Here is a 22,448-nt window from a genome sequence, read left to right on the forward strand (position 1 = left end):
AAGTAGCTGCGCATATCTACTTTGTAATAACAATTTTTCTGCTTCTTAAACCTTACAATTAGAAGGTATAAATCTAATTTTCCATAAAAAATAACCAAAATAAGCCCATATATATATAGGTTATTTTGGTCATGCCTGATCGAATCAGTAACAGTCCTAATTTTTTTCTTTTCTTATTCTTTGGATATGAAGCATTAAATATAACTTTTCATCATTTGTACACTTCCATCCATAATTTTTATTTAAATGTTTCTCTATTATTTCAACACACTCTAACTCTTCTGTTAGCTTATCCTTCATAAGAGAAAACATATCATTATTATCATTATCTAATGGTTTCTTGTTTACTTGTCTTATAATAAAATATCTTATATGAGTTACAAATCTAGTAAATTCAAAGGAGTCTTCATTAAACTCTATTTTAAACTTATATTTTATTAAATTAAGAATTTCTCCCATAATAGTTGTTATCTTAGTTGTTTCAGTCATATCATGTTTACCAATCTGAGCATTTATAAAATGAAGTGCTATAAAAGTTGCTTCATTTTTATCTAATTTAACTCCAAGGTCATTTTCAATAATATCTAGGGACTGAAATCCTATCTCATACTCCTTATGATAAAGATGTTTGATTTCCCATTGAAGTGGGCTTCTCATTGTTACTCCTTCTTTACTTCTTTGAATAGCAAAATTAATATGGTCAGATAATGTTAATAAAATATCTGCATTAAACTCCATATTAAGTTCTTTATAACCACTTCTTATAACTTTTTCTGTTACTTTTATAATTTCATTAGGGATAGATTCTAATATTTCAGAAGCTTTTGTATTTTGAGGAATTACATACTTTTTCTCTATTAAAGATAGGTCCTCTAAAATATATGGCATTTTACGGAATCCTAATCCCTTTCCAGTAACTATAATTTCTTCTCCCTTATCATTTAAAGCTAATACAACATTGTTATTTAACTTTTTTAATATCTTCATCTTTAGTATCTCCCCCCTTATTTGTTTTAAAAAATAAAAAATGACCAAACATTAATATAATTATACACAAATAATCACATTAATTTTTGGTCATGCCTGATCGAATCAGTAACAGTCCTTGCATGAATACGATAACACCTTTTTAGTGACTTGTCAACATTTTTTGAAAAATTATTTCTTCTTAAAATCATTTTTTCTTAGATTCTAATTATATTACCGTTATGAAATTTTATAAACGATAACTTTACTATATATACAGAAAAAACTAATATTAATGTGTAAGGTAGTATTATGCTATAAAAATATAAATCACTTACTCCAAAGAATAGTATGCACTCCAAAAAGATATTAATATCTAAATAAGAAGTTCTTAATGAGTTTAATTTATACAGTAAAAATCCACGATTGCTATCGTGGATCTCTTAGTAAAAGAAATTTAGCAAAATCATATCAATAATAAATTATACTCTAATTAATTATTAATATAGACTAATATTTTACCCGAATATCTTATTCTATAATATATTAATCTTGAATTTATATATCTATGTTTTTGATTATTTATGTTATATATTTTCTAATGCCTCTTTTATATCTGTCTGATATACTCCTCCATGATAACATATTATTTTATCAATATCATAATTTAGTAACTTATTTATAGATTTTTTAGCTTCTCCCATATCTAAAGTATACTGTGGATTTGCTATGGTTAATTTGTTATCCTCAATAACTAAAGCATCTCCTGCTATTAATGTTCTACTTTCCTTAATGTAAATTGATATATGTCCTGACATATGACCTGGTGTTTCAATTATCTCTATACCACCACAAAAGTCAATTGACCAATTCATTGATTTACCTTCGTATAAATTACTTCAGTAACAAAGCCACTTTTTAATTTTATATTTCTTTTTTACATTTATCATAATTAAATATACCATCATAACTTTATCGTTGAAAGTCATATCTGATACATACCCATGATAAATTTCACTATTACTATCATTTTCCCTTGCCAAATCAATAGCTATTTTCAATATCTTTATTTCTTTAACATTCATATTATTATTAGATATCTTGGCATCTCTACCATATCCAATACATTGATTAATATATCCTTCAGATTCATCTCAATAAATATATCTAGTACTTTTTAAGTATAAGTTTAATATACTAAATATAATCACTTATATTGAGGTAATAAAATGAATTTTAATGGATGGGGGAATTTTGAAGATTTATTAAGAGCTTGCGGTTATACTAATTCTTCTGATAATGAAAATAACCTTGGATGCAACGATATACCAAATGGATTCCAGACTCTTCATCCTGAGCTTTTTGTATTAATAGGTGAGCTACTTGGAAATATAATAGCTGGAAATACTCCTTTTAATGTCCAAAACGCCATTGGAAATTGGTTACAGTTAGTTGGTCAAGCAATATTAACCTTTAATGCTCAACAACAATATTTCCAAGCAGGTCCAGGTAGATATTACGACCTTAAAAATTATAATGTTGTTAATCCATTTTGCAGCACTAATCCCGCAAGTCCAAGTGCTAATACATCAAATACCTCAAATACATCAAACACATCAGCTTCTTCAAAAAATTCTACCTCACAAACTAATGATATTAACATAAATAGACTTCAAGAATTAGAAGATCAAGTACAAGAACTAACTAATGAACTAAATAGAATTAAAATATTATTGAAAAATTAATTATTTATATAAGTATAAAAGGATGTATTAACATAGTAATTATATGCTAATATATCCTAATAAACATCAACATTTCTATTTTGGAAGCGATACTATAAAGTTAGAACCCTCATTAACCCTACTATTAACGCTAATCTCTCCTTTATGAGCCTCCACTATTGCTTTTGAAATAGTTAATCCTACCCCTAGTCCACCTGAATCTTTATTCCTTGATTTATCTACTCTATAAAATCTCTCAAAGATAAATTCTAAGTTTTCTTCACTAATTCCTATACCATTATCTTTAATTGATATAAAGGCTCTATCCTCATCTTCATAACAATTAACTATTATCTTCTTTCCAGGTCCAGTATATTTTATACTATTGGAAATTATATTTATTATAACTTGGCTTATTTTGTCCTTATCAACAAATGCCCTGCAATTATTCAAATTCATCTCTAATTTAATTTTATTATCTAAGAATTCTTTTTCAAAATTAATAAGTATAGTATATACAATATTTGAAATATCAACTTCTGACTTATTTAGCATCATTTCTCCACTATCGTATTTAAATAACTCATCTGAGGACACTATTAATCTATTTAATCTTTGTATTTCTTCGTGGATACTTTTTAATCTTTCATGAGATGGTTCCCATAACCCATCCATTATTGCTTCTAGATGAGCTTGTATAGTCGTTAGTGGTGTTCTAAGTTCATGGGATATATCCCTAGTCATGATTTTCCTTAAGTTTTCTTGATGCTTTATATTTTCTGCCATTTTATTTACAGATGTAATTAATTCATTTACCTCTTCTATATTACTTTCTTCTAATATCTTTTTTGAGTAATTTCCACCTGATATTGATTTAGTAGCTTCTATAACTTTTAAAATTGGTTTATTTAATGATGAAGATACTACTATCCCAAGTATTATAGAAAATACTAAAAAGACTATAGCTAATATAAGTAAAATATCATTTAACATTTCATATAATATAACATCTGAATCATCAAAGAAAAGTGGCCCTATATATTCTAGTTTTATAGTTCCAACTACTTCGTTATTAACCTTTATTTCATATTCTTCTATTGTATTAACTGTATCAGAATTTGGATTTATTTTATTAGTATTGTACCTAATTTTAGCCAAAATCGTTTCACACTCTATGTTATTATATTCCCTTGCATCCCATATAGTATTTCCATCTTTTTCTTTAATACTAATTAATAATCCTTCTCTTAATGCATTATATCCAGCAAAATTAATGCTATTTATATTCCAAACACCATCTTTATATGTTGTTGTTATTTTCTCATAAATTTCTTCTTTACTTCTCTCCATTTTATTTTCAGCATATTTATTAAAGTTATGTTCAATATATATACGATTTATAATACTTACTAGTGATATTATAGATATAGAAAATATGATAAAAATACATATAAGTTTATTTTTTAATTTAACCTTAGTTATCATCAAATTTATATCCTAAACTACGAACAGTTTTTATATATCTTGGGTTCTTACTATCGCTCTCTATTTTTGCCCTTAAATTCTTTATATGGCTATCTATTATTCTGTCATAAACATAATCATTTTCACCTATTATATAATCTAATAACTCTTCTCTAGTAAATACTTGCTGAGGATGTTTTGCTAATATGGTTAATATCTTGTATTCAGATGGTGTAAGACTCACTAAATTATTACTCTTTGTAACCTCACTACTTTTAAGATCTATTATAAGATCATCATTAAAGGATATTTTCCTTGATTCTATTTTTATAACTCTTTTAAATAAAGCATTTACCTTAGCCACTAGTTGCTTTGGACTAAAGGGTTTTGTAATATAATCATCACTACCTAATGAGTACCCATTTAATATACTGCTTTCATCAGTTTTAGCTGTTAACATTACAATAGGAACATCAGATATTTCTCTTATTTCCTTGCAAACATCTTCCCCTGATATATCTGGTAGCATTAAATCTAAAATAATCAAATCTATATCATTTGATTTATATTTATCTATGGCTTCCCTACCATTAGCTGCAAAAACTACTTCATATCCTTCATTTTTTAAGTATAGACTTATAACTTCAACTATTTTTATTTCATCATCTACAACAAGTATATTCTTCGGCACCACACTCATCTCCATATCCTTATACATATCTAATTAAAAGCTTACTTATTTATTCTATCTTTAAATAATTAATCTACATTTTTAGAATTTATATTATTTCAACTTATATAACTTTTCAATATTATTATTTATTTAGTAATTTTTCTATATTGTTATTTAGAACGCTATTAGTAATCATTCCAGTATGATCGTACTGCACATTTCCATCTATGTCTATAAATAAAGTTCTTGGAACTGCATTTAAATAATATGTCATAGCTGCATCACTATCTAAGTCATAAACTATATCCATATCATATCCTTCTTCCTCTATAAAGGCCTTTGCTGTCTCTTTTGTTTCCCTCATTCCATCAGTAAGATTAACCATTAAAATTTCTACATCCTCATCCTTATAAGTCTTCATAGCCTCATCAAAATATGGCATTTCTGCTTTACATGGAGGACACCAACTTGCCCAAAAGTTTACTACTACATTTTTCTTTCCAATAAAATCTGACAATTTCACTTCATTATTATCTTCATCATAAACAGTAAAATCTTTTGCTTTTTCTAAAGGTTTATCCTCCTTTATACTACCACCTATACTAGCATTATTCCCACTACTTACTTTTGTTCCCTCTTCTTCATATACACCAGTTAGATAATCATAACCTAATTTTCCTAAAAATATCAATAGTACCATTAAAAGCACTATCAATATAACTTTTAACTTTTTCATACACCTAATCTCCTATTTATTCTGACTAGCTCAAATTTTTTATATAAAACTTTACACTACCTCTATTTCCTTTTCTTAATCTTTTCCCTATATCTTAATTTTATCCTTTGCTATTTTATCTATTTACCTATTATTAAAATCACTAGAGATAATTTTATTTTTCCCACTCTATTTCTTAATTAAATACCTAAATTGGTCTATTATTCTTTACCATTATTAAATACCTAAATTAATTTATTTTTCGTATCACTATCAAAAAATGATAAAATTAATCCTAGCCCTGAAACCCCAATAGATAGTAATATAAAATTATTGTTTTCATCTATAGGACATACTCCCTCTGGCAAAGTACTTCTAGAAATATAAATCATAACTATATTTAATATGCTTAAAACTATTCCTATATTTATTAGATAATTGCTAAGTTTTTTTATACTTAATTTTCTTATATACTTACTTAATATTTTTTTCATAATTTCTCTTCCTTTTATATTATTTAACTTACAAATAGTTTAAATCAAATCTCTTATTAGCAGGAATTTTAGCTCTCCTTATACTATTTAACTTATACGAAACTTAACATAGATAATAACATATTTAAATATCCAGTCATCATCATTACACCTACGATTATTAAGATTATACCTGATATTTTATTTATAATATTATAATTTCTTTTAATAAAGTTAAATGTGCTCTTTAATGAATCAATTAATAAAGCAGATAGTATAAACGGAATCCCAAAACCTAAGCTATATGTAAGTAGCATTAATACACCTTCCATAATATGACTTGAATTAGTGGCCATCATTAAAGCTGATCCAAGAAAAGGTCCAACACATGGTGTCCATCCTATACTAAATATCATTCCAAATAAAATAGATGATGCTAAATTCACATTATTTTTATCAACCTTATTTTTCAGCTTAAAGGTTCTTTGAAGTATGTTAATCTTTAATATTCCTAGGTAATTAAGGCCCATAAATATCATTATTATTCCTGAAAATATATTTAGTTCTCTTATATATTTATTTAAGCTTAGTCCAAGTGCACTTGCACCAACCCCTAATAAAACAAATATAATTGAAAATCCTAAGACAAAGCCTAGGGAATTTATTAACGCTCTATTTTTCTTGTTATCCGAATCCTTTCCCATAAAATATGATACATATATTGGTACCATAGGTAAGATACATGGTGATATAAATGTTAGTATCCCTTCTAAAAATAATAGTATATAATTCATAATTAAACTTTCTCCTTTTTTATAAACCGCATTGTAAATTTTCCATTATCTCATTGTATATTTCTTCATCATTTATTTCTTTCAAATCATTAACTACCCTAATTGATCCTGTTAATCTATAATCAACTAATATTCCATAGTCTACATCTTTTTCCAAGCTAGTACTTAATATATATTCTCCATCTTCATTATAATCCATTTTAATCATCTCTCCAGAGTAAGAATTTATAAGTATTAATTCACTGTCCTTATCAATACCATCTAATTTAATGTTAAATTGAGGCTTGTACTCTGAAACCGTAACTAATGGACTCATATAACTACCATCAAAAGTTTTAGTAATAGTATCACTTTTTACTTTTTCTAACTCCTCTATTTCACTTTTAATTTCATCATTATCTAAATCTTTACTTTTACCTTCATCAGTTCCTAAAGCCCTTCTTTTAATCTGATTACTTGCTACCTCTTCGCTTTTAGTCTTATCAAGTCCTAGCCTTTTACTTTTAATCTCATTTAATCCCTTATCAAACACCTTAATCCCACCAAATATAATGACAATTACACATACTGATATGATTAATGTATTTTTCAATTTCATCTGAATTCACTTCCTCTCTACTAGTGATATTATATTAATTATTTTTGTTGGTTTTATGAAGATTTTATAATTCATTGAAATATAAAAAAGAAAGTATAATATATATTCATTCCCTTATCTTATATTATACTCACTTATCATTAATATTTAATTTTCATATTTATTTCTCTTTGAATATTTCATAACTATAATGCCATCTTCAACTGAATATTCCTGAAGATTTAAATCAATTTTAGGATTATTTTCTAAGAATAACTTTCTTCCCTTTCCTAAGATAGTAGGTATTATTCCTATAATGTATTCATCTATAATATCTTCTTTAACAAAGCTATCAATCACTACTCCTCCACCAAATAGAAATATATTTTTCCCTTGATTTTTTAAGTCACTTATAGTTTTGCAGATATCTCCATTCATAAAATGATAATTTTCATAGTCAGCTATATTTTCTGATGTTGCTATATAGACATCTTTCTCCTTATAGTCTTTATGAAAATTTTGATTATAACAATTTCTTCCCATAACTACTACATCAATACCTTCTAGAAACTTAGCAAAATCTGATTTATTTTCTGTATTTAACTTAGAGTTATCATCTCCAACTATCCAATCATATCCTCCATTTTCATCTGCTATATATCCATCTAAACTTATTGCTAAATTCAATATTATTTTCCCACTCATATTCTTATCCTCCATTTTATTTTAATTGAATTATTTCTTATTGTAGTATTTCTTATTTACTAAATCCATATCCTTGATACAAAATATATTATAAGATATAATAACTGACATCCTATGTCATATTAGAAAGGACTATTTATGAAAGCAGATAGATTGATTTCAATACTTATGTTATTGCAAATGCATAAACAATTAACAGCAAATGATTTAGCTAAAAGGCTAGAGGTATCAGTTAGAACTATTTATAGAGATATTGAATCTTTGAGCAGCTTAGGAATACCAATATTTACAGATAGAGGTGTAAATGGAGGGGTAAAATTATTAGGCGATTATAAAACTACCCTAAATGGAATTAATAAAGATGAGCTTTATTCATTGTTTATTCCTACTGGCAATAAAATCTTAGAAGATTTAGGCATCGAAAAAGTTAAAGAGAATACTCTACTTAAATTATTAGGTAATTCATCCACTCATCAAATAAATGAAATTAAAAATATACAAAATTATATTTATATAGATATGTACACTTGGAGCGAAAATCCAAATAAAATTGATAAAGATATTCTTTCTACTTTGCAAAATAGTATATGGAATAATAATGTTTTAAATATTCTATATAGAAAAATAAATGAAACAAAAATTGTAATCTTAAATCCCCTTGGATTAGTATGTAAAAGAGGTAATTGGTACTTAATTGGTGAAAATAATGAGATTATTAAAACTTATAGAGTTAGCTCGATAGAAACTGTCTCTTTAACAGATGAAATATTCCAAAGACCTAATGATTTTAATTTAGAAAAGTACTGGAAAACTAGTACTAGCAAATTTAAAGATTCTATTCCAAAACATTTATTTACCTTTAAAGTTAATCCTTCTATTCTTAATAATATTAAAGAAAGGCCCTTTATCACTATTAGTAATACTGTAGTTAAAGATGATGTGGTCTATATTGATATAAAGTTTGATGCTCTTTATCAAGGCATAGAGTTTGCCTTTGGATATGGGAAAGATGTAGAGATTGTAGAGCCAATTGAAGCTATAGAGATTATTAAGAAGAAGGCAGCTGAGGTGATTGCTTTGTATAAGCGTAACTAACTACCTATGGTAGAATTCAGTTTATGATTTATTTTTGACTAGTATTTATTAATAAATAGTATTTCAAAGAGTTCTTATTTATTGTCCTCTTTAATTTTTTCACTTATTGCAAATATAAATATACTTTTATATTTACTATGTAACTATCTAGCTGTTTACTAGTAATTTTTGAATCCATAAATATAGGCTCTGTTAGCTAATCACTCCACAGAGCCTACATATTAAATTAGTTTATTATTATAGTAGTTTTATCTAATACATTATCATAAATCCATTGAGCGTTTTTCACATCTAATCTAATACATCCATGACTCAAGGCCATGCCAAGTCTATCATCAATTATTTCAGTTCCTGCTGAATTAAATAAAATTGAATGATAGTAATAACTACCTCGAATTCTAGTAGCATACTTTACTCTATAAGTATCAGATCCAAAGTATGGCTTTCTACCACTAACATAGAAAGTTCCCTTAATAGTTGGTGTACTTGGTTTACCTACTGTACAAGACCACTTATACAACAAATCCCATGTACCACTATCATTTTTTTCAAATATATAAGTAAGTTTATTTTCTAAGTTTGTTGTAATTAAATTTATAGTAGGACTTTTAATTTGATTTTCATTTACAAACCTTGTCATATCAGTGTAAAAGTACTTAAAATCATATCCTTCAGGTGGATTCCCATCATCAGAAAGAAAATAGCTAAATATATATCCTCTTTGGTTATCATAGATAACATTACTCCAATCTCCATTTACAGATAGCACCTGTACCATAGACTTCAAAGGAACTACAGTTACTGGCTTTGACTCAGCAGATGGAAAAGACCTTAAAGTAACATCTGTCCATGCATATTTTGTTTGGGATAAATAATCACTGTATACATATCCTGTTTGTCCATTATATGTTACTTCATACCAATCTTCTTCAGCGTCGTTAACTTGAACCTTAGACCCTGCTGGTATTACAGTGATTATATAAGAAGAAGTAGACTTTTCTTTTCTTAGATTAGTATTAGCTATGGTGTACTTATATGAACTTTGTTCCTGTCTTTGATATTCTTTCATTCTTAACCTCTAAATTTACTTTTTATAATATCCTATGAGGCTACTTTTTATTTGGAACTGTTATCCTCAATACTAACTGATAGAAAACTTTTAATTATAATGAATAAAATCTCACTAGATAATTTCTTCTTTTCCTACCAATAACAATACTTCCTATACAAGTTATTGGAGCTTTTAGAAAAATACGCATAATTACATTTATAAATTGTACAACTGAGAATGCACCTACAACCTCCGTTGTAAGTGCATTAATCTTTACTAAACAATTCTATATTTTCTTTATAACTATCTATTTATTTAGTTATACTATACAAACTCCTTTGTACTCTTTGACATTTTGTAAACAGTATAAATAGCTACTATTAATTCTGTTATAAACATTGCATACCATAATGATTGACTTCCTAGAACAATTAGTAATAATTACATAAGTAAGCAACTAATTACAAGTCCCCTTCCAACAGATATTATAAAAGCTGTCTTTTCTTGAATAATTGCCTGAAAATAGTAAGTAGCGAAAATATTTAATAGAAATAGAATAGATGGTTTATGCTACTCCCTTTGGCAAAGACTATTTAGAACTTGAATAAAATGAAAAACTGTAATAGAGCTTTAGTTCTATTACAGTTTCATTGTTCAAATTATTATACTACTTGTACTCAGTAAAAAACTGGACCTCGAATGTAATTCTGTTCGCTAGTAAAGTTTATTCACTTTACTAGGAGCATATAGTTTGCTATAATTTTTCTCCATTTGATGCTATTACATCTTTATACCAATAGTAACTATCCTTTTTGTAACGATTCATTGATGAGCCTTCTTCCTCTTCTCTATCAACATAGATAAAACCATATCTCTTTTGGTATCCATTTAACCAGCTTAATAAATCTGTAAATGACCAAGTACAATATGCTATTACTTCGCACCCTTCAGACATTGCAATTTTCATTTCCTCTATATGAGATTTTAAAAATGCTATTCTATATGGATCATGAATTGAATTATCTTCTTCTTTTTTATCGAAGGCACCTAATCCATTTTCTGAAATTACTATAGGAAGATTATATCTACTTGTAATTTCCCTTAAAGCATATCTTAATCCCATTGGGTCAATACTCCAATCCCAATCAGTTGTTTTCAGGTATGGATTTGGTGGATTCTTAAATAAACCAGGTTGACCTGTTACTTGACCTGTACCTTTAACCCCTGTAGTATTAAATGTACCATAAGGAGTTACTCCATCTATTGGATTATATTCACATACACTTGTTTGATAGTAGTTTACTCCCATAAAGTCAACCTTCAATGCAGCTTCTTTTAAGATTTCTTCATCCCCCTGCTCAAAAGTTGGTTCCACCCCTTTATTTTTTAGGTAAGTAAATGTTGATTTTGGATAACGTCCATATGCATACATATCCATCCACCAAAAGTTTTTCATATCATCAAAGTCCATCTTAGACATTGCATTAATCGGATCACAATTTAATGAATAACTTGGACTATATGCAAAACTTGCTCCTATCTTACCATTTGGAATTATCTTTTTAAACTCTAATACAGTTTTTGCATGAGCAATAAATGCATGATGATTTACTTGATAAAAAGTTTTTTCATCATCAAATTTACCTGGAGGATGCATTGCTGTTAACCACCCTAATGTTGTAAATATATTTTGCTCATTTAATGTAATCCAGTACTTAACCTTACTGGCAAATCTCTCAAATAAGATAGTAGCATATCTTACAAAATCATCAACTATTTTTCTGCTTTCAAAACCTCCATATTGGTCAACTAATGCTTGTGGAAGATCCCAGTGAAAAATAGTAACCATTGGCTCTATATTATATTTTAAACATTCATCTATAAGATCTTCATAGAATTTAAGACCTTTTTCATTTATTTCTCCATTTCCATCCGGAATTATTCTCGCCCATGCAATAGAAAAACGATATGTTTTAAGTCCCATTTCTGCCATTAACTTTATATCTTCTTTATATCTATGATAATGATCTACTGCTACATCTCCTGTAGTTTTCTTAAATGTCTTTCCTTCAATCCTTACAAATTTATCCCAATTTGTTAATCCTTTACCGTCTTCTAAATATGCACCTTCTACTTGATAAGCAGCTGATGCGCTTCCCCATAAAAACCCTTCTGGGATTGTAAAGTTTTTCATATTTAATCACCTACCTATATTTAAATTAATGTTAATATATTTTCATTTATATTTATTCTATCTTTGTCACATTCTACAACATCCAAATAGTTATCACTATTAGTTACTATAACTGGAGTAACTACATTATATCCTTCACTTCTTATTCCTTCGATATCAAATTCAAGAAGAACATCTCCAGTCTTTATCTTATCACCTTGTGACTTTTTATCAGTAAAATATTTTCCATTTAAGTTTACAGTATCAATTCCTACATGAATCAACATTTCAACCCCATCATTGCTTCTTAAAGCTAATGCATGCTTTGTTTTGAAAAATACTTCTATAACTCCATCAAAAGGTGCTACGATTTGTCCTTTTGTTGGTATTACTGCTGTTCCTTTTCCCATTATTCCACTAGCAAAAGTTTCATCATCTACTTGTTCTAAACCTACTACTTCACCTTGGATTGGGCTTCCTATTTTTATTGTTGTATTTAAAGCTTCTACTTTTTTTTCTTCTTGAGCTGCCTCTTCAACTGCTTCTTCAACTGGATCTTCAAACCCAATAATATAAGCTGCTATAAATGATACTACTATAGTTACTGCTGCTGTTATTAATACAAATAAAAGACTCTTTGGATTTCCTTTTTCTATATATTGTGGAATAGTTACTAAAGCTGGTGTTGCTACTCCAAAAGATTTCATTTGGAAGAAACCACCTACAAGTCCACCTAAACCTGCACCTATACATGCTCCTATCATAGGCTTTTTATATCTTAAGGTTGTTCCATATAATGCAGGTTCAGTTATACCAGCAACCAATGCTGAGAATGCTGCTGAACCAGCACTTTGTTTTACATCTTTATTTTTTGACTTTACAGAAACTGCTAATGTTGCTGCACCTTGAGCCATATTTGAGCAAAACTCTGCTATACATATGAATGCTTCAAATCCTGTCCCTGCTAAAACCCCTATTTTAATTGGTGTGAACGCATGATGCATACCAGTCATAACTACAAATGGGAATATGGCTGCAACTAACCCAACTGCAATAAATCCTAATTTATCATGAATAAAATATATTATATCTGTTAAAACATTACCAAATATTGAACCTAACGGCCCTACTGCAACCATAACTATTGGTCCTATAATTAACATAACTAACATTGGCTTTAAGAAGTTCTTTGTAATGCTTGGAGTTATTTTATCAACAAATCTTTCTATATGAGGTAATATCCAAACTGACATTATTATTGGAATAACTGAATATGCATAAAAAGCATATGTTACTGGTATAAACCCAAAGAATTTTAATGTTTCCTCTCCACTCTTTATACCTTCCATCATTGCCGAAAAGTTTGGATGTTGAAGCATTAATGCAATACTTACTGCATAATATGGGTTAGCTCCAAATTTTTTTGCCGCTGACATACCTATTAAAACAGGCATAAAGTAAAATGCACCATCTCCAATAACTGATAATAATTGATATGTTTGACTAGTATCACTTAATAAACCTATCATAGGTAATACAGTTAGCAGTACCTTTATCATAGCTGCACCTATAATAGCTGGTATTACCGGTGACATTACTCCTGAGATTGTGTCTAATATCCCAACAAATACATTTTTATTTTTGTTTTCGCTAGTATTACTACTTTTACTAGTATCATCTTTGAAGTTTCCAAGTCTACATATTTCTTTGTAAACTGAAGCCACTTCATTTCCAATGATAATTTGATATTGGCCACCTTTTTTCATTACATCAATGACACCTTTAGTCTTTTTAACAAGATCATCATTAACTATAGATTCATCCTTTAGCTTAAATCTCAATCTTGTCATACAGTGGACAACGCTTTCTACATTGTTCTTTCCACCTACTAGTTCTAGAATTTTTTGTCCTAATAATTTGTAATCCATTTTTAAATTCCTCCATTCATATAAAATTAAATGAAGTTTTGCCTACATATATAGGTTTTACCTATAGCGTAGTTACAATCTTACTATATATAATAAGCTGGTGGATTTACCAGCATACTACCACTTAAATTATTGCCTTAGTTACTATTCTTTCTATATGTATAATTAAATAAAGCTGTTCTTCTTCTGATAATTTGTAATCATATGTATTTTCTATAAACTCTTTTATTTTAACAACACACTTGTAACTCTTAGAATACTTTTCTTTTAAGATATTAAATAAATCGTTATCATTATCTTCATAGCTATTATTTTTAAATATTCTTTGAGCAAAAAATTTTAAATGTGTTACAAATCTATAATACGCATTAGAATCTTCTTCAAACTCAACTCTAAAATAGTACTTAACAATATGTGTAATTTCTTGCATTAACTTTGTTATGTTTGTAATATTACTGATATCATTGTCAAGCTCTGCATTTACTATATGTTGTGCTATATATGCAGCTTCATCTTCATTAAACTCTACTTTTAATTCATTTTTAATTAATTCAAGAGCATTCTTTCCTGCCTTGTATTCATTTGGGAATAATCTCTTTATCTCTAAAAATAGAGGATTACTTACTTTTATACCATTCTTAGTTCTTTCCACTGCCCCCTGGATATGTTCTGCAAGACTTATGTATACAATATCATTTAATTTTTTACTATACTCTGCTTCATATCCATTTACAATTTTTGTAGTTACTGATAAATATTCTTCTGGTATATCTGAAATTACAGATATAAATTTATCATTAAGTTGCTTGTCTTTATTAGAAAATATCTTATAGTTAAAGTTGCTTAAATCCACATATTGATTACCTTTTTTTCCAAATGCAACTCCTTTTCCCATTACAACTATTTCTTCACCATTCTCATCTAATGAGATAAATGCATTATTATTTAATACCTTATCTATAAGCATTCACTTACCTCCTTAATTATATAGGAACAAAATCTACTCCTTAGACTTTGTTTTTTTGTTCTCTCTCATATTTATTCACAGATTAAAAAATACAATTTTCTAGTTAATAAAAAAAGGCAAAACCTACCCTATATATGTATATACATATATGTTTGGTTTTGCCTGCATTATCAGTTACAATCCTTATTTTTATAATATCATTTCAACATATTCTTGTAAACCTTTTTTTATGAATATTTTTTATTTGTATAAAAGATTTAAATCCTTACTCAGATATGGTTTATCATTCTTAATTCTAAAATAATACCCTTGCCAACACATTTCTGTATTATCAAGGGTTTCATCTCTAATGACTAAGGCTTTGATACATTTTAACTTTAATATAAAAATAATCAGACTTCATTATATATTTTGTTATGTTAAAAGTATTGTTTTAAACATTTCCTATAAAATTATTATTAATATGTTAATTAACTTTTATCTTTCCCCTCTGACTTATTACCATTTCGAAGTAACGTCCTTTCTTCTCCATTAAGGTTTTATGGTTTCCACTTTCAAGTATTTTACCATCACCAATAACCATAATATTATCAGCATCCCTAATGGTAGAAAGTCTATGGGCAATTAGGAAGCTAGTTCTATTTTTCATTAATCTAACTAATGCATTTTGAATATCCTTCTCTGTCTTAGTATCAACACTACTGGTTGCCTCATCTAAAATAAGAATTGGACTATCACATAAAACTGCCCTAGCAATTGCTATAAGCTGGCGCTGGCCTTGACTTAAATTATCAGTGACTCCAGAAACTATGGTATTATAACCATTTGGCAATTTACTTATAAAATCATGTGCATGAGCTATTTTAGCAGCCTTAATTACCTCTTCATCAGATGCAGAGCTTTGAGAATATCTAATATTATCCATAATTGTTCCTGTAAATAAACATGTATCTTGAAGGACTACTGAAAAGCATTCTCTAAGACTATCTCTTTTTAAATTTGTTATAGGCTCATCATCTATAAGAATTTCTCCACTGTCACTGTCATAAAAACGAGTAAGAAGATTAACTATAGTTGTTTTACCTGCACCTGTTTCTCCAACTAAGGCTACAACTTCTCCTGCCTTAACCTTAAAACTCACATTCTTTAAAATAGGAGTAGCTTTGTCATATGAAAAACATACATCTTTAAACTCTACCTCCCCATTTGGATTTTCAAGTTCCATTGCTCCTTCTACGTCTTCTTTCTCCTCTGCTGTATCTAAAATTTCAAAAACTCTTTCAGCACCAGCAAGGGCAGATTGTATGGTATTAAACATTCCAGCTACAGAGTTTAAAGGCTGGGCAAACTGCTTTGAATAACTCAAAAAGCTAACAACAGTCCCCACTGCCAAGCCATATCCCACAGATAGTATTCCTCCAACAATGGCAACTACAGCAAATATAAAATTATTAATAACATTCATTAAAGGCATCATATAACCAGACCATATTTGAGCTTTATTACTACTTTCATAAAGGCTTTCATTAATTTCTTTAAAGTTCTCTAAAATATCCTTTTGCTTTCCAAAGGCTTTAACCATTTTTAACCCTAAAATATTTTCTTCAATAACACCATTTAAAGAACCAAGGCTTTGCTGCTGATCTAAGAAATAAGCTTTGCTTCTAGATGCAATTGTTTTAGTTAATAATACTACTAAGGGAACACATAAAAGCACCACTAAAGTAAGAATGCTGTTTAAATTTATCATTACTAAAAATGAACCAACCAGAGTTAAAATGCTTGATATAAGCTGTGTAGTAGTTTGAGCTATGGTAGAACTTATATTATCTACATCATTAGTAATCCTACTCATAGTATCCCCATGAGATCTGGTATCATAGAATCCCAAAGGCAGACGTTGCATCTTATTAAAAAATTCAGTTCTTAAAGCATGAACCAGTTTTTGAGATACTTTAAGCATAATTACTCCATTGGCACTTGAAATAATTAAATTAGATAAATGCAGAGCTGCTATAATCATTAAAAGTGTTAAAAACATACTACTATCCACAGTTCTAGTACTCATATTAAGATAGTTAAAAGTCTTCCCAACAAAGTAAGGAATACTAACAGTTATTAAGGAAGCTATAACTGTTAAAACCATAGCTAATAATATAGTTTTTCCCCATCTCATATATATTTTCACAATTCTTTTTAAAGTATCTTTAGCATTTTTAGGCTTTGCCTTTGGAGCAAATCTACTTGGTCCTCCACCACCGCCAAATCTTCCAACTGAAGGCATCTTTATCTCTGGTTTATTATATACTTGTCCCATTTATCACACCTCCTTACTACTTTCTATTTGAGTTCTATAAATATCTTTATAAATAGGGCAACTTTCCATAAGGTCCCTATGGGTTCCAAAGCCAACCTTTTCACCATTATCCATAACAAGAATTTTATCTGAGAACATTGCAGTACCACAACGCTGTGTAATGGTGATAATAGTTTTATTCTCTTCCATGGAATTAAGATTATCTATAACCCTAGCTTCAGTAACTGCATCTAAAGCACTAGTGGCATCATCTAAAATAAGAATTTTAGAATCCTTAATAATTCCACGGGCAATAGAAATTCTTTGCTTTTGACCTCCTGATAAATTAACTCCTCCCCCACCTAGAAGTGAATTAATACCATCTGGAATGTTCTCTATAAAGGAGGCTTCTGCTCTTTCAGCTGCTAATTTAACTTCTTCATTGGATGCATACTTATTCCCCCATTTAATATTTTCATTAATTGTCCCTGAGAATAACATTGGCTTTTGAGGAATAATAGAAACATTATCTCTAAGAGTGTCCACTCCTATATCTTTAATATTCCTTCCATTAATTAATATACTTCCTTCATTAACATCATAAAATCTTAATAATAGCCATGCTATTGTTGATTTTCCACTACCTGTAGGTCCTATGATTGCAAGGTTCTCCCCAGATTTCAATGAAAAGCTTAAATCTTTAATAGCAGGCAAACCACTTCCATTTGGATAAGCGAAGGTAACATTTTTAAATTCCACTGCACCATTAAACTCTGAATCTTTCCAATCTGTATTTTTCCCCTCTATATTTTCTCCTTCTAACTCTTCTCCATAGTAAGAAAAATCCTCTTCACAATTTAAAACTTCTTCAATACGAGCATTAGATGCTTTTGTTCTAACAAAGGTATTAAATATATTAGTTATCATTATTAAAGATGTAAGAATTTGAGCCATATAAATTGTAAATGCTGTTATATTTCCAGGATTCACAAGGTTTAAGGAAAAAAGCTTACTTCCAATAAAGAGTATAATTACAGTTCCAATACCAACAATAAAGGTCATAAGAGGTGCTGTTAAGGTTATAATTATCTGAGAGGAAATCCCCTTCTCCATTAAATTATCGTTAGTCTCCCCAAACTTCTCTTTTTCCTTATCATAGGTACCAAAGGCTTTAACTAATCTAACACCAATAAGATACTCTTGCACAACTGAGTTTACCTTATCCATTGCCTTTTGCAGCTTATAAAAACGTGGATAACTAAGATTCATGCTGATAAATATAACAATACCCACTAGGACTACGACTCCATAAATAACTAGAGAAAGCCTAAAATTAAGAATACTTGCAAGAATAATACTTCCTATACAGGTTATTGGAGCTTTTAGAAAAATACGCATAATTCCATTTATAAATTGCACAACCTGCGAAGTATCATTAGTCATACGGGTAATAAGGGAACCACTTTCAATTTTGTCAGCTCCATTTTCCGAAAAGTATAATATTTTCTTAAATAAGTCATATCTTAAATCTGCACCAACTCTTTGAGAAACCTTAGATGCTAGGATATTTCTAGTTATGGCAAAACAGGCACCAATAACTGTAACCATAAGCATCAATCCACCCCAGTAATAAACATTTGAAAGACTTCCTCCATCTATTCCTGAATTAATTATATTAGACATAAGGGTTGGTCCCAATAAATCACATATTGCTTCCAGAGCTACACAAATAATAGCAGTTAAAAAAGGAAGTTTATATTTTTTAATATATTTATTATATAAATTCACTTTATCATCTCCTTTTTCATTATACATTCCAATTATACCCCTTAATATACCATATGCCCAAATACAAGAGAAATAAAAAAACTATACTACTAAAAGTACAGTCAAATATAAACTATATTTAAATAAAATCCACGACAATTGCTGTCGTAGATTTTATGTCTAATAACTAAGGCTTGGATACATTTCAGCATATTATATACAATTACACTATATTGTATTCTGCTAAAAACTTTTTAATGAATGTTTCTACATAACTGTATACTATAGCAAAACAACTAATGTACTTTAAAGTACATTATATATATCATTATCACTCCTTTTGACCATCTCAACATAATTATTTAACTTTTCCCCAAACTTCTCCAACTTTACTATGTCTGAGTTACTCTTATTTTTTACACTATTCAAGTTGTCATATATTCTATTTAATTCATAATAGTTTTCATTTATTTCTCCTAATTTTCTTAAAGCTTTGCTTACATCATCATTTTGCTTCTTTAATTGATTTCTACATTTACCTATATTCTTTATTAACGTAGAACTTGCACTATAATACACACCTATCTTTCCCATATCTTCCTCCTTGTAATTTAAGCTAAAATACCTACTAAAGCATCTTCTTCTAACTTTATACTTTCAAAGCTCTTCTTAGCTTTTTCTAGGTGTCTAACCATATAACTTAATTGTGATTCTATTTTACCCATTGATGATTTAATCATTATGAATTTAGATGAATAAAATGCCTGGCTAGCCTCTCCACTCCAGCCAAATTGCGCTAATTTATTCATGGCAAAATCAACTTTTTTTAAATCTTCTTTAATATTAATTAGCTCTGCTTTGTATACCCTTAATGAAGTGTTAATATCATCTATTGTTACTAAACACTTATTTGGACTTATTACACCTCCGATTAAATCTGTAATCGTAAGAGATGTATTTCCTGTAAATATACTACTAGCTATGCTCATTTTAAATCCTAAATTCAGTTTATTTTTTATATTGTTTAAACCTACTTTTCCTATACTTTTCCCTAATTTTATTAACCCATCTATAATGTAATTTTTAGTTCTAGATATATTCGCATAGATAAAGGTTCTTGTATCCCTATATAAATCTGCAATATATCCTATTCCTGATACCAAAGCAATGGGACTTTCTTTTAAGTAAATAACATTTGCTTCACTTATTACTTGAAGTAATATAATTTTTGCTGTTGATATATCTACACCTGAATTTAAAATCATTTTAAATATATCTACTGCCCCTGTATCCTCATCTTTATTGATTATATTGTAAACTAAAGATATAATCTCATCTATTTCTTTATCTGTTAAAGTCCCTGTTAAACCTGCAACTAAATTATTTACAAAGACAGGTATCAATGCTTTTTTTCCATCATTGTTTAAAATAAAAGTATCTCCATCAATCTCCATAGCATAAATATAATGATCATCAAAGGCTTTTAACCTTTCTAGAAAAGTCTTATCTAAATCTCTTTGATTTATTATAAGTGGCATTGAAACATTGTTCATAATTGAAGATACAAGATCGCTACTCCCTTGATATTCTCTAAAAATTCCCTTTTTATTTAATTGATCTATTACATATTTTTGATCTTTCATAAATTTGTCACTGAAACCTGGTGCATTAAAAGTAACGCAATTTTCTATTTTTGACCTTATATCGGAATCTGCTGCTATAGTAGCGTATAAAGCATTATTTCCGCCTTTAGAATGTCCTGTTAAATAAATGGATTTATATTCTAACCCTACTTCATTTAAAAAGTCCTTAGCTGCTTTTTGCTGATCTGTTTCATATTTAGTTGATATTTGAACATTATCAATCCAATCTTCCCAGCCTTTATCAGCACTTTCCCCTGGAACCTCACTTCCTCTTGATGTAATAATAAGCTCACCTGGCTTGGTTTCGATGGCGTAGCCTACAAAACCTGTTTTGTTATTGCCATTTTTATATTTCTTTATTTTATAATCTTTATACTCTCCACTTTGACATTTCTTCAATACATTTAAAATATCTTGCTCTTGATAAGATATTTCTCCACTTTTTTCTCTATCTAAGTAATAATCTATTTTGCTATCTGCCAACTCCTTTAATGTTACTCCTATTTCCGAATCAATTTTTGCCATCAACTCACTTGGTAAATCTACATATGATAAATTTGCAAACTCTCCTAATGTTATATCTTTTATAGAACTCATATATCCCTCCCCCTATGTCCATTAATATTTAAATGAATTTATAATATCTTCTATTGTATTTTGCATCTTCTTATCAACTATTTCAAACCAAGTCATATTATATATTTTATCTTCTTTAAAATAATATTTAACGTTCTCCCCGTCAAATGTTAAATCATAATATTTATCTTCAACCTTTGAAAATTCCCCCTCTCTAAGGTACCATACATTTACAAAATTTTTATTTAATACATTATTTTCTAACAACTTTTCCCCAAATAAATTGATTTTTTCTGCCTCTTGTGATTTGTCTATGTTTTCTCCACCATCTATAAATATAGCTAATACATAAGAACATCTATAATTTCTATTCATAAAATCAACTACATTCATATCTAATGAATCATATTCATTATATTGATTATCAAAAAATGATTGCACTTTAACTTTTTCTCCAAATATCTCTTTAGCGATTGGTGTTAACATTCCATTTAATTTTTCTTCCATAATTCTATTAATATAATTATCATGAACCTCTGATAAATCTTTTTCCACTTCAACATAGAAAAACTTATCTGGACTACTAACTGGATAGCACACTAATTTTTTAGTATCATTTAAAGCTCCAAAGGTTCCCCCTAATTGTTTTATCTCAAACTCTTCACCATATCTTTCCTCTAGTGTTTCAAGTGCCGCTTTTTTATAATCATTATCGCTAGTTATATTACATCCAACAAATGAACTTCCTAAAACCATCATTAAAATAATCCCTCCTATTTTCTGTAAAATCTTTTTCTTAGATTTTATCAACTTTTCATCCTCCTATTTATCTTTCTATTTTTCTTATTTTCTTTTTCTTTA

The 22,448-nt window shown here is 28.4% G+C and carries 20 protein-coding genes and 1 pseudogene; 2 read left to right on the forward strand and 19 right to left on the reverse strand.

The window, feature by feature from the left end; genetic code table 11:
* Positions 1-156: 156 nt before the first annotated feature.
* The 3 genes and pseudogenes from E5347_RS13395 to E5347_RS13405 all read right to left on the reverse strand — a co-directional run bounded on the left by E5347_RS13395 (position 157) and on the right by E5347_RS13405 (position 2,051).
* Positions 157-987, reverse strand: a complete 831-nt coding sequence (locus E5347_RS13395; RefSeq protein ID WP_136007736.1) for a PRD domain-containing protein — start codon at positions 985-987, stop codon at positions 157-159.
* A gap of 566 nt (positions 988-1,553) precedes the next feature.
* Positions 1,554-1,832 (reverse strand): annotated as a pseudogene (locus tag E5347_RS13400) (MBL fold metallo-hydrolase); the annotation flags it as partial.
* Positions 1,833-1,865: 33 nt separating this feature from the next.
* Positions 1,866-2,051, reverse strand: a complete 186-nt coding sequence (locus E5347_RS13405) for a hypothetical protein (protein WP_136007738.1) — start codon at positions 2,049-2,051, stop codon at positions 1,866-1,868.
* A gap of 144 nt (positions 2,052-2,195) precedes the next feature.
* Between E5347_RS13405 and E5347_RS13410 the strand changes: the two genes are divergently transcribed.
* Entirely contained in the window at positions 2,196-2,711 is a 516-nt protein-coding gene (locus E5347_RS13410; RefSeq protein WP_136007739.1) for a hypothetical protein, read from the forward strand.
* A gap of 75 nt (positions 2,712-2,786) precedes the next feature.
* Here E5347_RS13410 and E5347_RS13415 read toward each other — a convergent pair whose 3' ends face one another.
* The 7 genes from E5347_RS13415 to E5347_RS13445 form a co-directional block, all read right to left on the reverse strand.
* The gene (locus E5347_RS13415; protein WP_136007740.1) at positions 2,787-4,175 is read right to left on the reverse strand and encodes a sensor histidine kinase; all 1,389 of its coding nucleotides are present in this window, start codon (positions 4,173-4,175) and stop codon (positions 2,787-2,789) included.
* Positions 4,165-4,845, reverse strand: a complete 681-nt coding sequence (locus E5347_RS13420) for a response regulator transcription factor (protein ID WP_136007741.1) — start codon at positions 4,843-4,845, stop codon at positions 4,165-4,167. The genes E5347_RS13415 and E5347_RS13420 overlap by 11 nt, the downstream gene beginning before the upstream one ends.
* Before the next feature lie 124 nt (positions 4,846-4,969).
* Positions 4,970-5,563 (reverse strand): TlpA family protein disulfide reductase, encoded by a 594-nt coding sequence (locus E5347_RS13425; RefSeq protein ID WP_136007742.1) that lies wholly within the window; start codon positions 5,561-5,563, stop codon positions 4,970-4,972.
* A 224-nt stretch (positions 5,564-5,787) separates the two neighbouring features.
* Positions 5,788-6,036: a hypothetical protein gene (locus E5347_RS13430; RefSeq protein WP_136007743.1), complete on the reverse strand. Its 249-nt coding sequence runs from the start codon at positions 6,034-6,036 to the stop codon at positions 5,788-5,790.
* A gap of 92 nt (positions 6,037-6,128) precedes the next feature.
* Positions 6,129-6,809, reverse strand: coding sequence for a cytochrome c biogenesis CcdA family protein (locus tag E5347_RS13435; protein WP_136007744.1), 681 nt, complete (start codon positions 6,807-6,809; stop codon positions 6,129-6,131).
* Positions 6,810-6,828: 19 nt separating this feature from the next.
* Entirely contained in the window at positions 6,829-7,407 is a 579-nt protein-coding gene (locus tag E5347_RS13440) for a hypothetical protein (RefSeq protein WP_136007745.1), read from the reverse strand.
* 147 nt (positions 7,408-7,554) lie between these two features.
* On the reverse strand, positions 7,555-8,091 hold the full coding sequence (locus E5347_RS13445) for a dihydrofolate reductase family protein (RefSeq protein ID WP_136007746.1): 537 nt from the start codon (positions 8,089-8,091) through the stop codon (positions 7,555-7,557).
* A 138-nt stretch (positions 8,092-8,229) separates the two neighbouring features.
* Here E5347_RS13445 and E5347_RS13450 point away from each other — a divergent pair, with 138 nt between their 5' ends.
* Entirely contained in the window at positions 8,230-9,186 is a 957-nt protein-coding gene (locus E5347_RS13450; protein ID WP_136007747.1) for a helix-turn-helix transcriptional regulator, read from the forward strand.
* Positions 9,187-9,412: 226 nt separating this feature from the next.
* On the opposite strand, the gene E5347_RS13455 is transcribed toward E5347_RS13450, so the two are convergent.
* From E5347_RS13455 to E5347_RS13495, 9 genes are all read right to left on the reverse strand, one after another.
* Positions 9,413-10,255: a L,D-transpeptidase family protein gene (locus tag E5347_RS13455; RefSeq protein ID WP_136007748.1), complete on the reverse strand. Its 843-nt coding sequence runs from the start codon at positions 10,253-10,255 to the stop codon at positions 9,413-9,415.
* A 736-nt stretch (positions 10,256-10,991) separates the two neighbouring features.
* Positions 10,992-12,431 carry a glycoside hydrolase family 1 protein gene (locus tag E5347_RS13460; protein WP_136007749.1) on the reverse strand — a complete coding sequence of 480 codons (1,440 nt, stop codon included), beginning with the start codon at positions 12,429-12,431 and terminating at the stop codon, positions 10,992-10,994.
* Between the two features lie 20 nt (positions 12,432-12,451).
* Positions 12,452-14,338, reverse strand: a complete 1,887-nt coding sequence (locus tag E5347_RS13465; RefSeq protein WP_136007750.1) for a beta-glucoside-specific PTS transporter subunit IIABC — start codon at positions 14,336-14,338, stop codon at positions 12,452-12,454.
* 124 nt (positions 14,339-14,462) lie between these two features.
* A complete protein-coding gene (licT, locus tag E5347_RS13470; RefSeq protein WP_136007751.1) occupies positions 14,463-15,305 on the reverse strand; it encodes a BglG family transcription antiterminator LicT in 843 nt (280 codons plus the stop codon).
* 466 nt (positions 15,306-15,771) lie between these two features.
* Positions 15,772-17,622 carry an ABC transporter ATP-binding protein gene (locus E5347_RS13475; RefSeq protein ID WP_136007752.1) on the reverse strand — a complete coding sequence of 617 codons (1,851 nt, stop codon included), beginning with the start codon at positions 17,620-17,622 and terminating at the stop codon, positions 15,772-15,774.
* 3 nt (positions 17,623-17,625) lie between these two features.
* Entirely contained in the window at positions 17,626-19,389 is a 1,764-nt protein-coding gene (locus E5347_RS13480; protein ID WP_136007793.1) for an ABC transporter ATP-binding protein, read from the reverse strand.
* Positions 19,390-19,674: 285 nt separating this feature from the next.
* On the reverse strand, positions 19,675-19,962 hold the full coding sequence (locus tag E5347_RS13485) for a hypothetical protein (RefSeq protein WP_136007753.1): 288 nt from the start codon (positions 19,960-19,962) through the stop codon (positions 19,675-19,677).
* 17 nt (positions 19,963-19,979) lie between these two features.
* A complete protein-coding gene (locus E5347_RS13490) occupies positions 19,980-21,608 on the reverse strand; it encodes an Mbeg1-like protein (RefSeq protein WP_136007754.1) in 1,629 nt (542 codons plus the stop codon).
* A gap of 21 nt (positions 21,609-21,629) precedes the next feature.
* Positions 21,630-22,397: a hypothetical protein gene (locus E5347_RS13495; protein ID WP_136007755.1), complete on the reverse strand. Its 768-nt coding sequence runs from the start codon at positions 22,395-22,397 to the stop codon at positions 21,630-21,632.
* Positions 22,398-22,448: the final 51 nt, after the last annotated feature.

The sequence above is a fragment of the Clostridium sartagoforme genome, from assembly GCF_004794105.1.
In the GTDB taxonomy this organism is placed as follows: Bacteria; Bacillota; Clostridia; order Clostridiales; family Clostridiaceae; genus Clostridium; species Clostridium sartagoforme_B.

Bases quoted from the DNA above. Each gene is read 5' to 3' on its own strand.
- E5347_RS13395 (WP_136007736.1), bottom strand. From the start codon at position 987: ATGAAGATATTAAAAAAGTTAAATAACAATGTTGTATTAGCTTTAAAT.
- E5347_RS13405 (WP_136007738.1), bottom strand. From the start codon at position 2,051: ATGAATGTTAAAGAAATAAAGATATTGAAAATAGCTATTGATTTGGCA.
- E5347_RS13410 (WP_136007739.1), top strand. From the start codon at position 2,196: ATGAATTTTAATGGATGGGGGAATTTTGAAGATTTATTAAGAGCTTGC.
- E5347_RS13415 (WP_136007740.1), bottom strand. From the start codon at position 4,175: ATGATAACTAAGGTTAAATTAAAAAATAAACTTATATGTATTTTTATC.
- E5347_RS13425 (WP_136007742.1), bottom strand. From the start codon at position 5,563: ATGAAAAAGTTAAAAGTTATATTGATAGTGCTTTTAATGGTACTATTG.
- E5347_RS13430 (WP_136007743.1), bottom strand. From the start codon at position 6,036: ATGAAAAAAATATTAAGTAAGTATATAAGAAAATTAAGTATAAAAAAA.
- E5347_RS13435 (WP_136007744.1), bottom strand. From the start codon at position 6,809: ATGAATTATATACTATTATTTTTAGAAGGGATACTAACATTTATATCA.
- E5347_RS13440 (WP_136007745.1), bottom strand. From the start codon at position 7,407: ATGAAATTGAAAAATACATTAATCATATCAGTATGTGTAATTGTCATT.
- E5347_RS13445 (WP_136007746.1), bottom strand. From the start codon at position 8,091: ATGAGTGGGAAAATAATATTGAATTTAGCAATAAGTTTAGATGGATAT.
- E5347_RS13450 (WP_136007747.1), top strand. From the start codon at position 8,230: ATGAAAGCAGATAGATTGATTTCAATACTTATGTTATTGCAAATGCAT.
- E5347_RS13455 (WP_136007748.1), bottom strand. From the start codon at position 10,255: ATGAAAGAATATCAAAGACAGGAACAAAGTTCATATAAGTACACCATA.
- E5347_RS13460 (WP_136007749.1), bottom strand. From the start codon at position 12,431: ATGAAAAACTTTACAATCCCAGAAGGGTTTTTATGGGGAAGCGCATCA.
- E5347_RS13465 (WP_136007750.1), bottom strand. From the start codon at position 14,338: ATGGATTACAAATTATTAGGACAAAAAATTCTAGAACTAGTAGGTGGA.
- licT (WP_136007751.1), bottom strand. From the start codon at position 15,305: ATGCTTATAGATAAGGTATTAAATAATAATGCATTTATCTCATTAGAT.
- E5347_RS13475 (WP_136007752.1), bottom strand. From the start codon at position 17,622: ATGGGACAAGTATATAATAAACCAGAGATAAAGATGCCTTCAGTTGGA.
- E5347_RS13485 (WP_136007753.1), bottom strand. From the start codon at position 19,962: ATGGGAAAGATAGGTGTGTATTATAGTGCAAGTTCTACGTTAATAAAG.
- E5347_RS13490 (WP_136007754.1), bottom strand. From the start codon at position 21,608: ATGAGTTCTATAAAAGATATAACATTAGGAGAGTTTGCAAATTTATCA.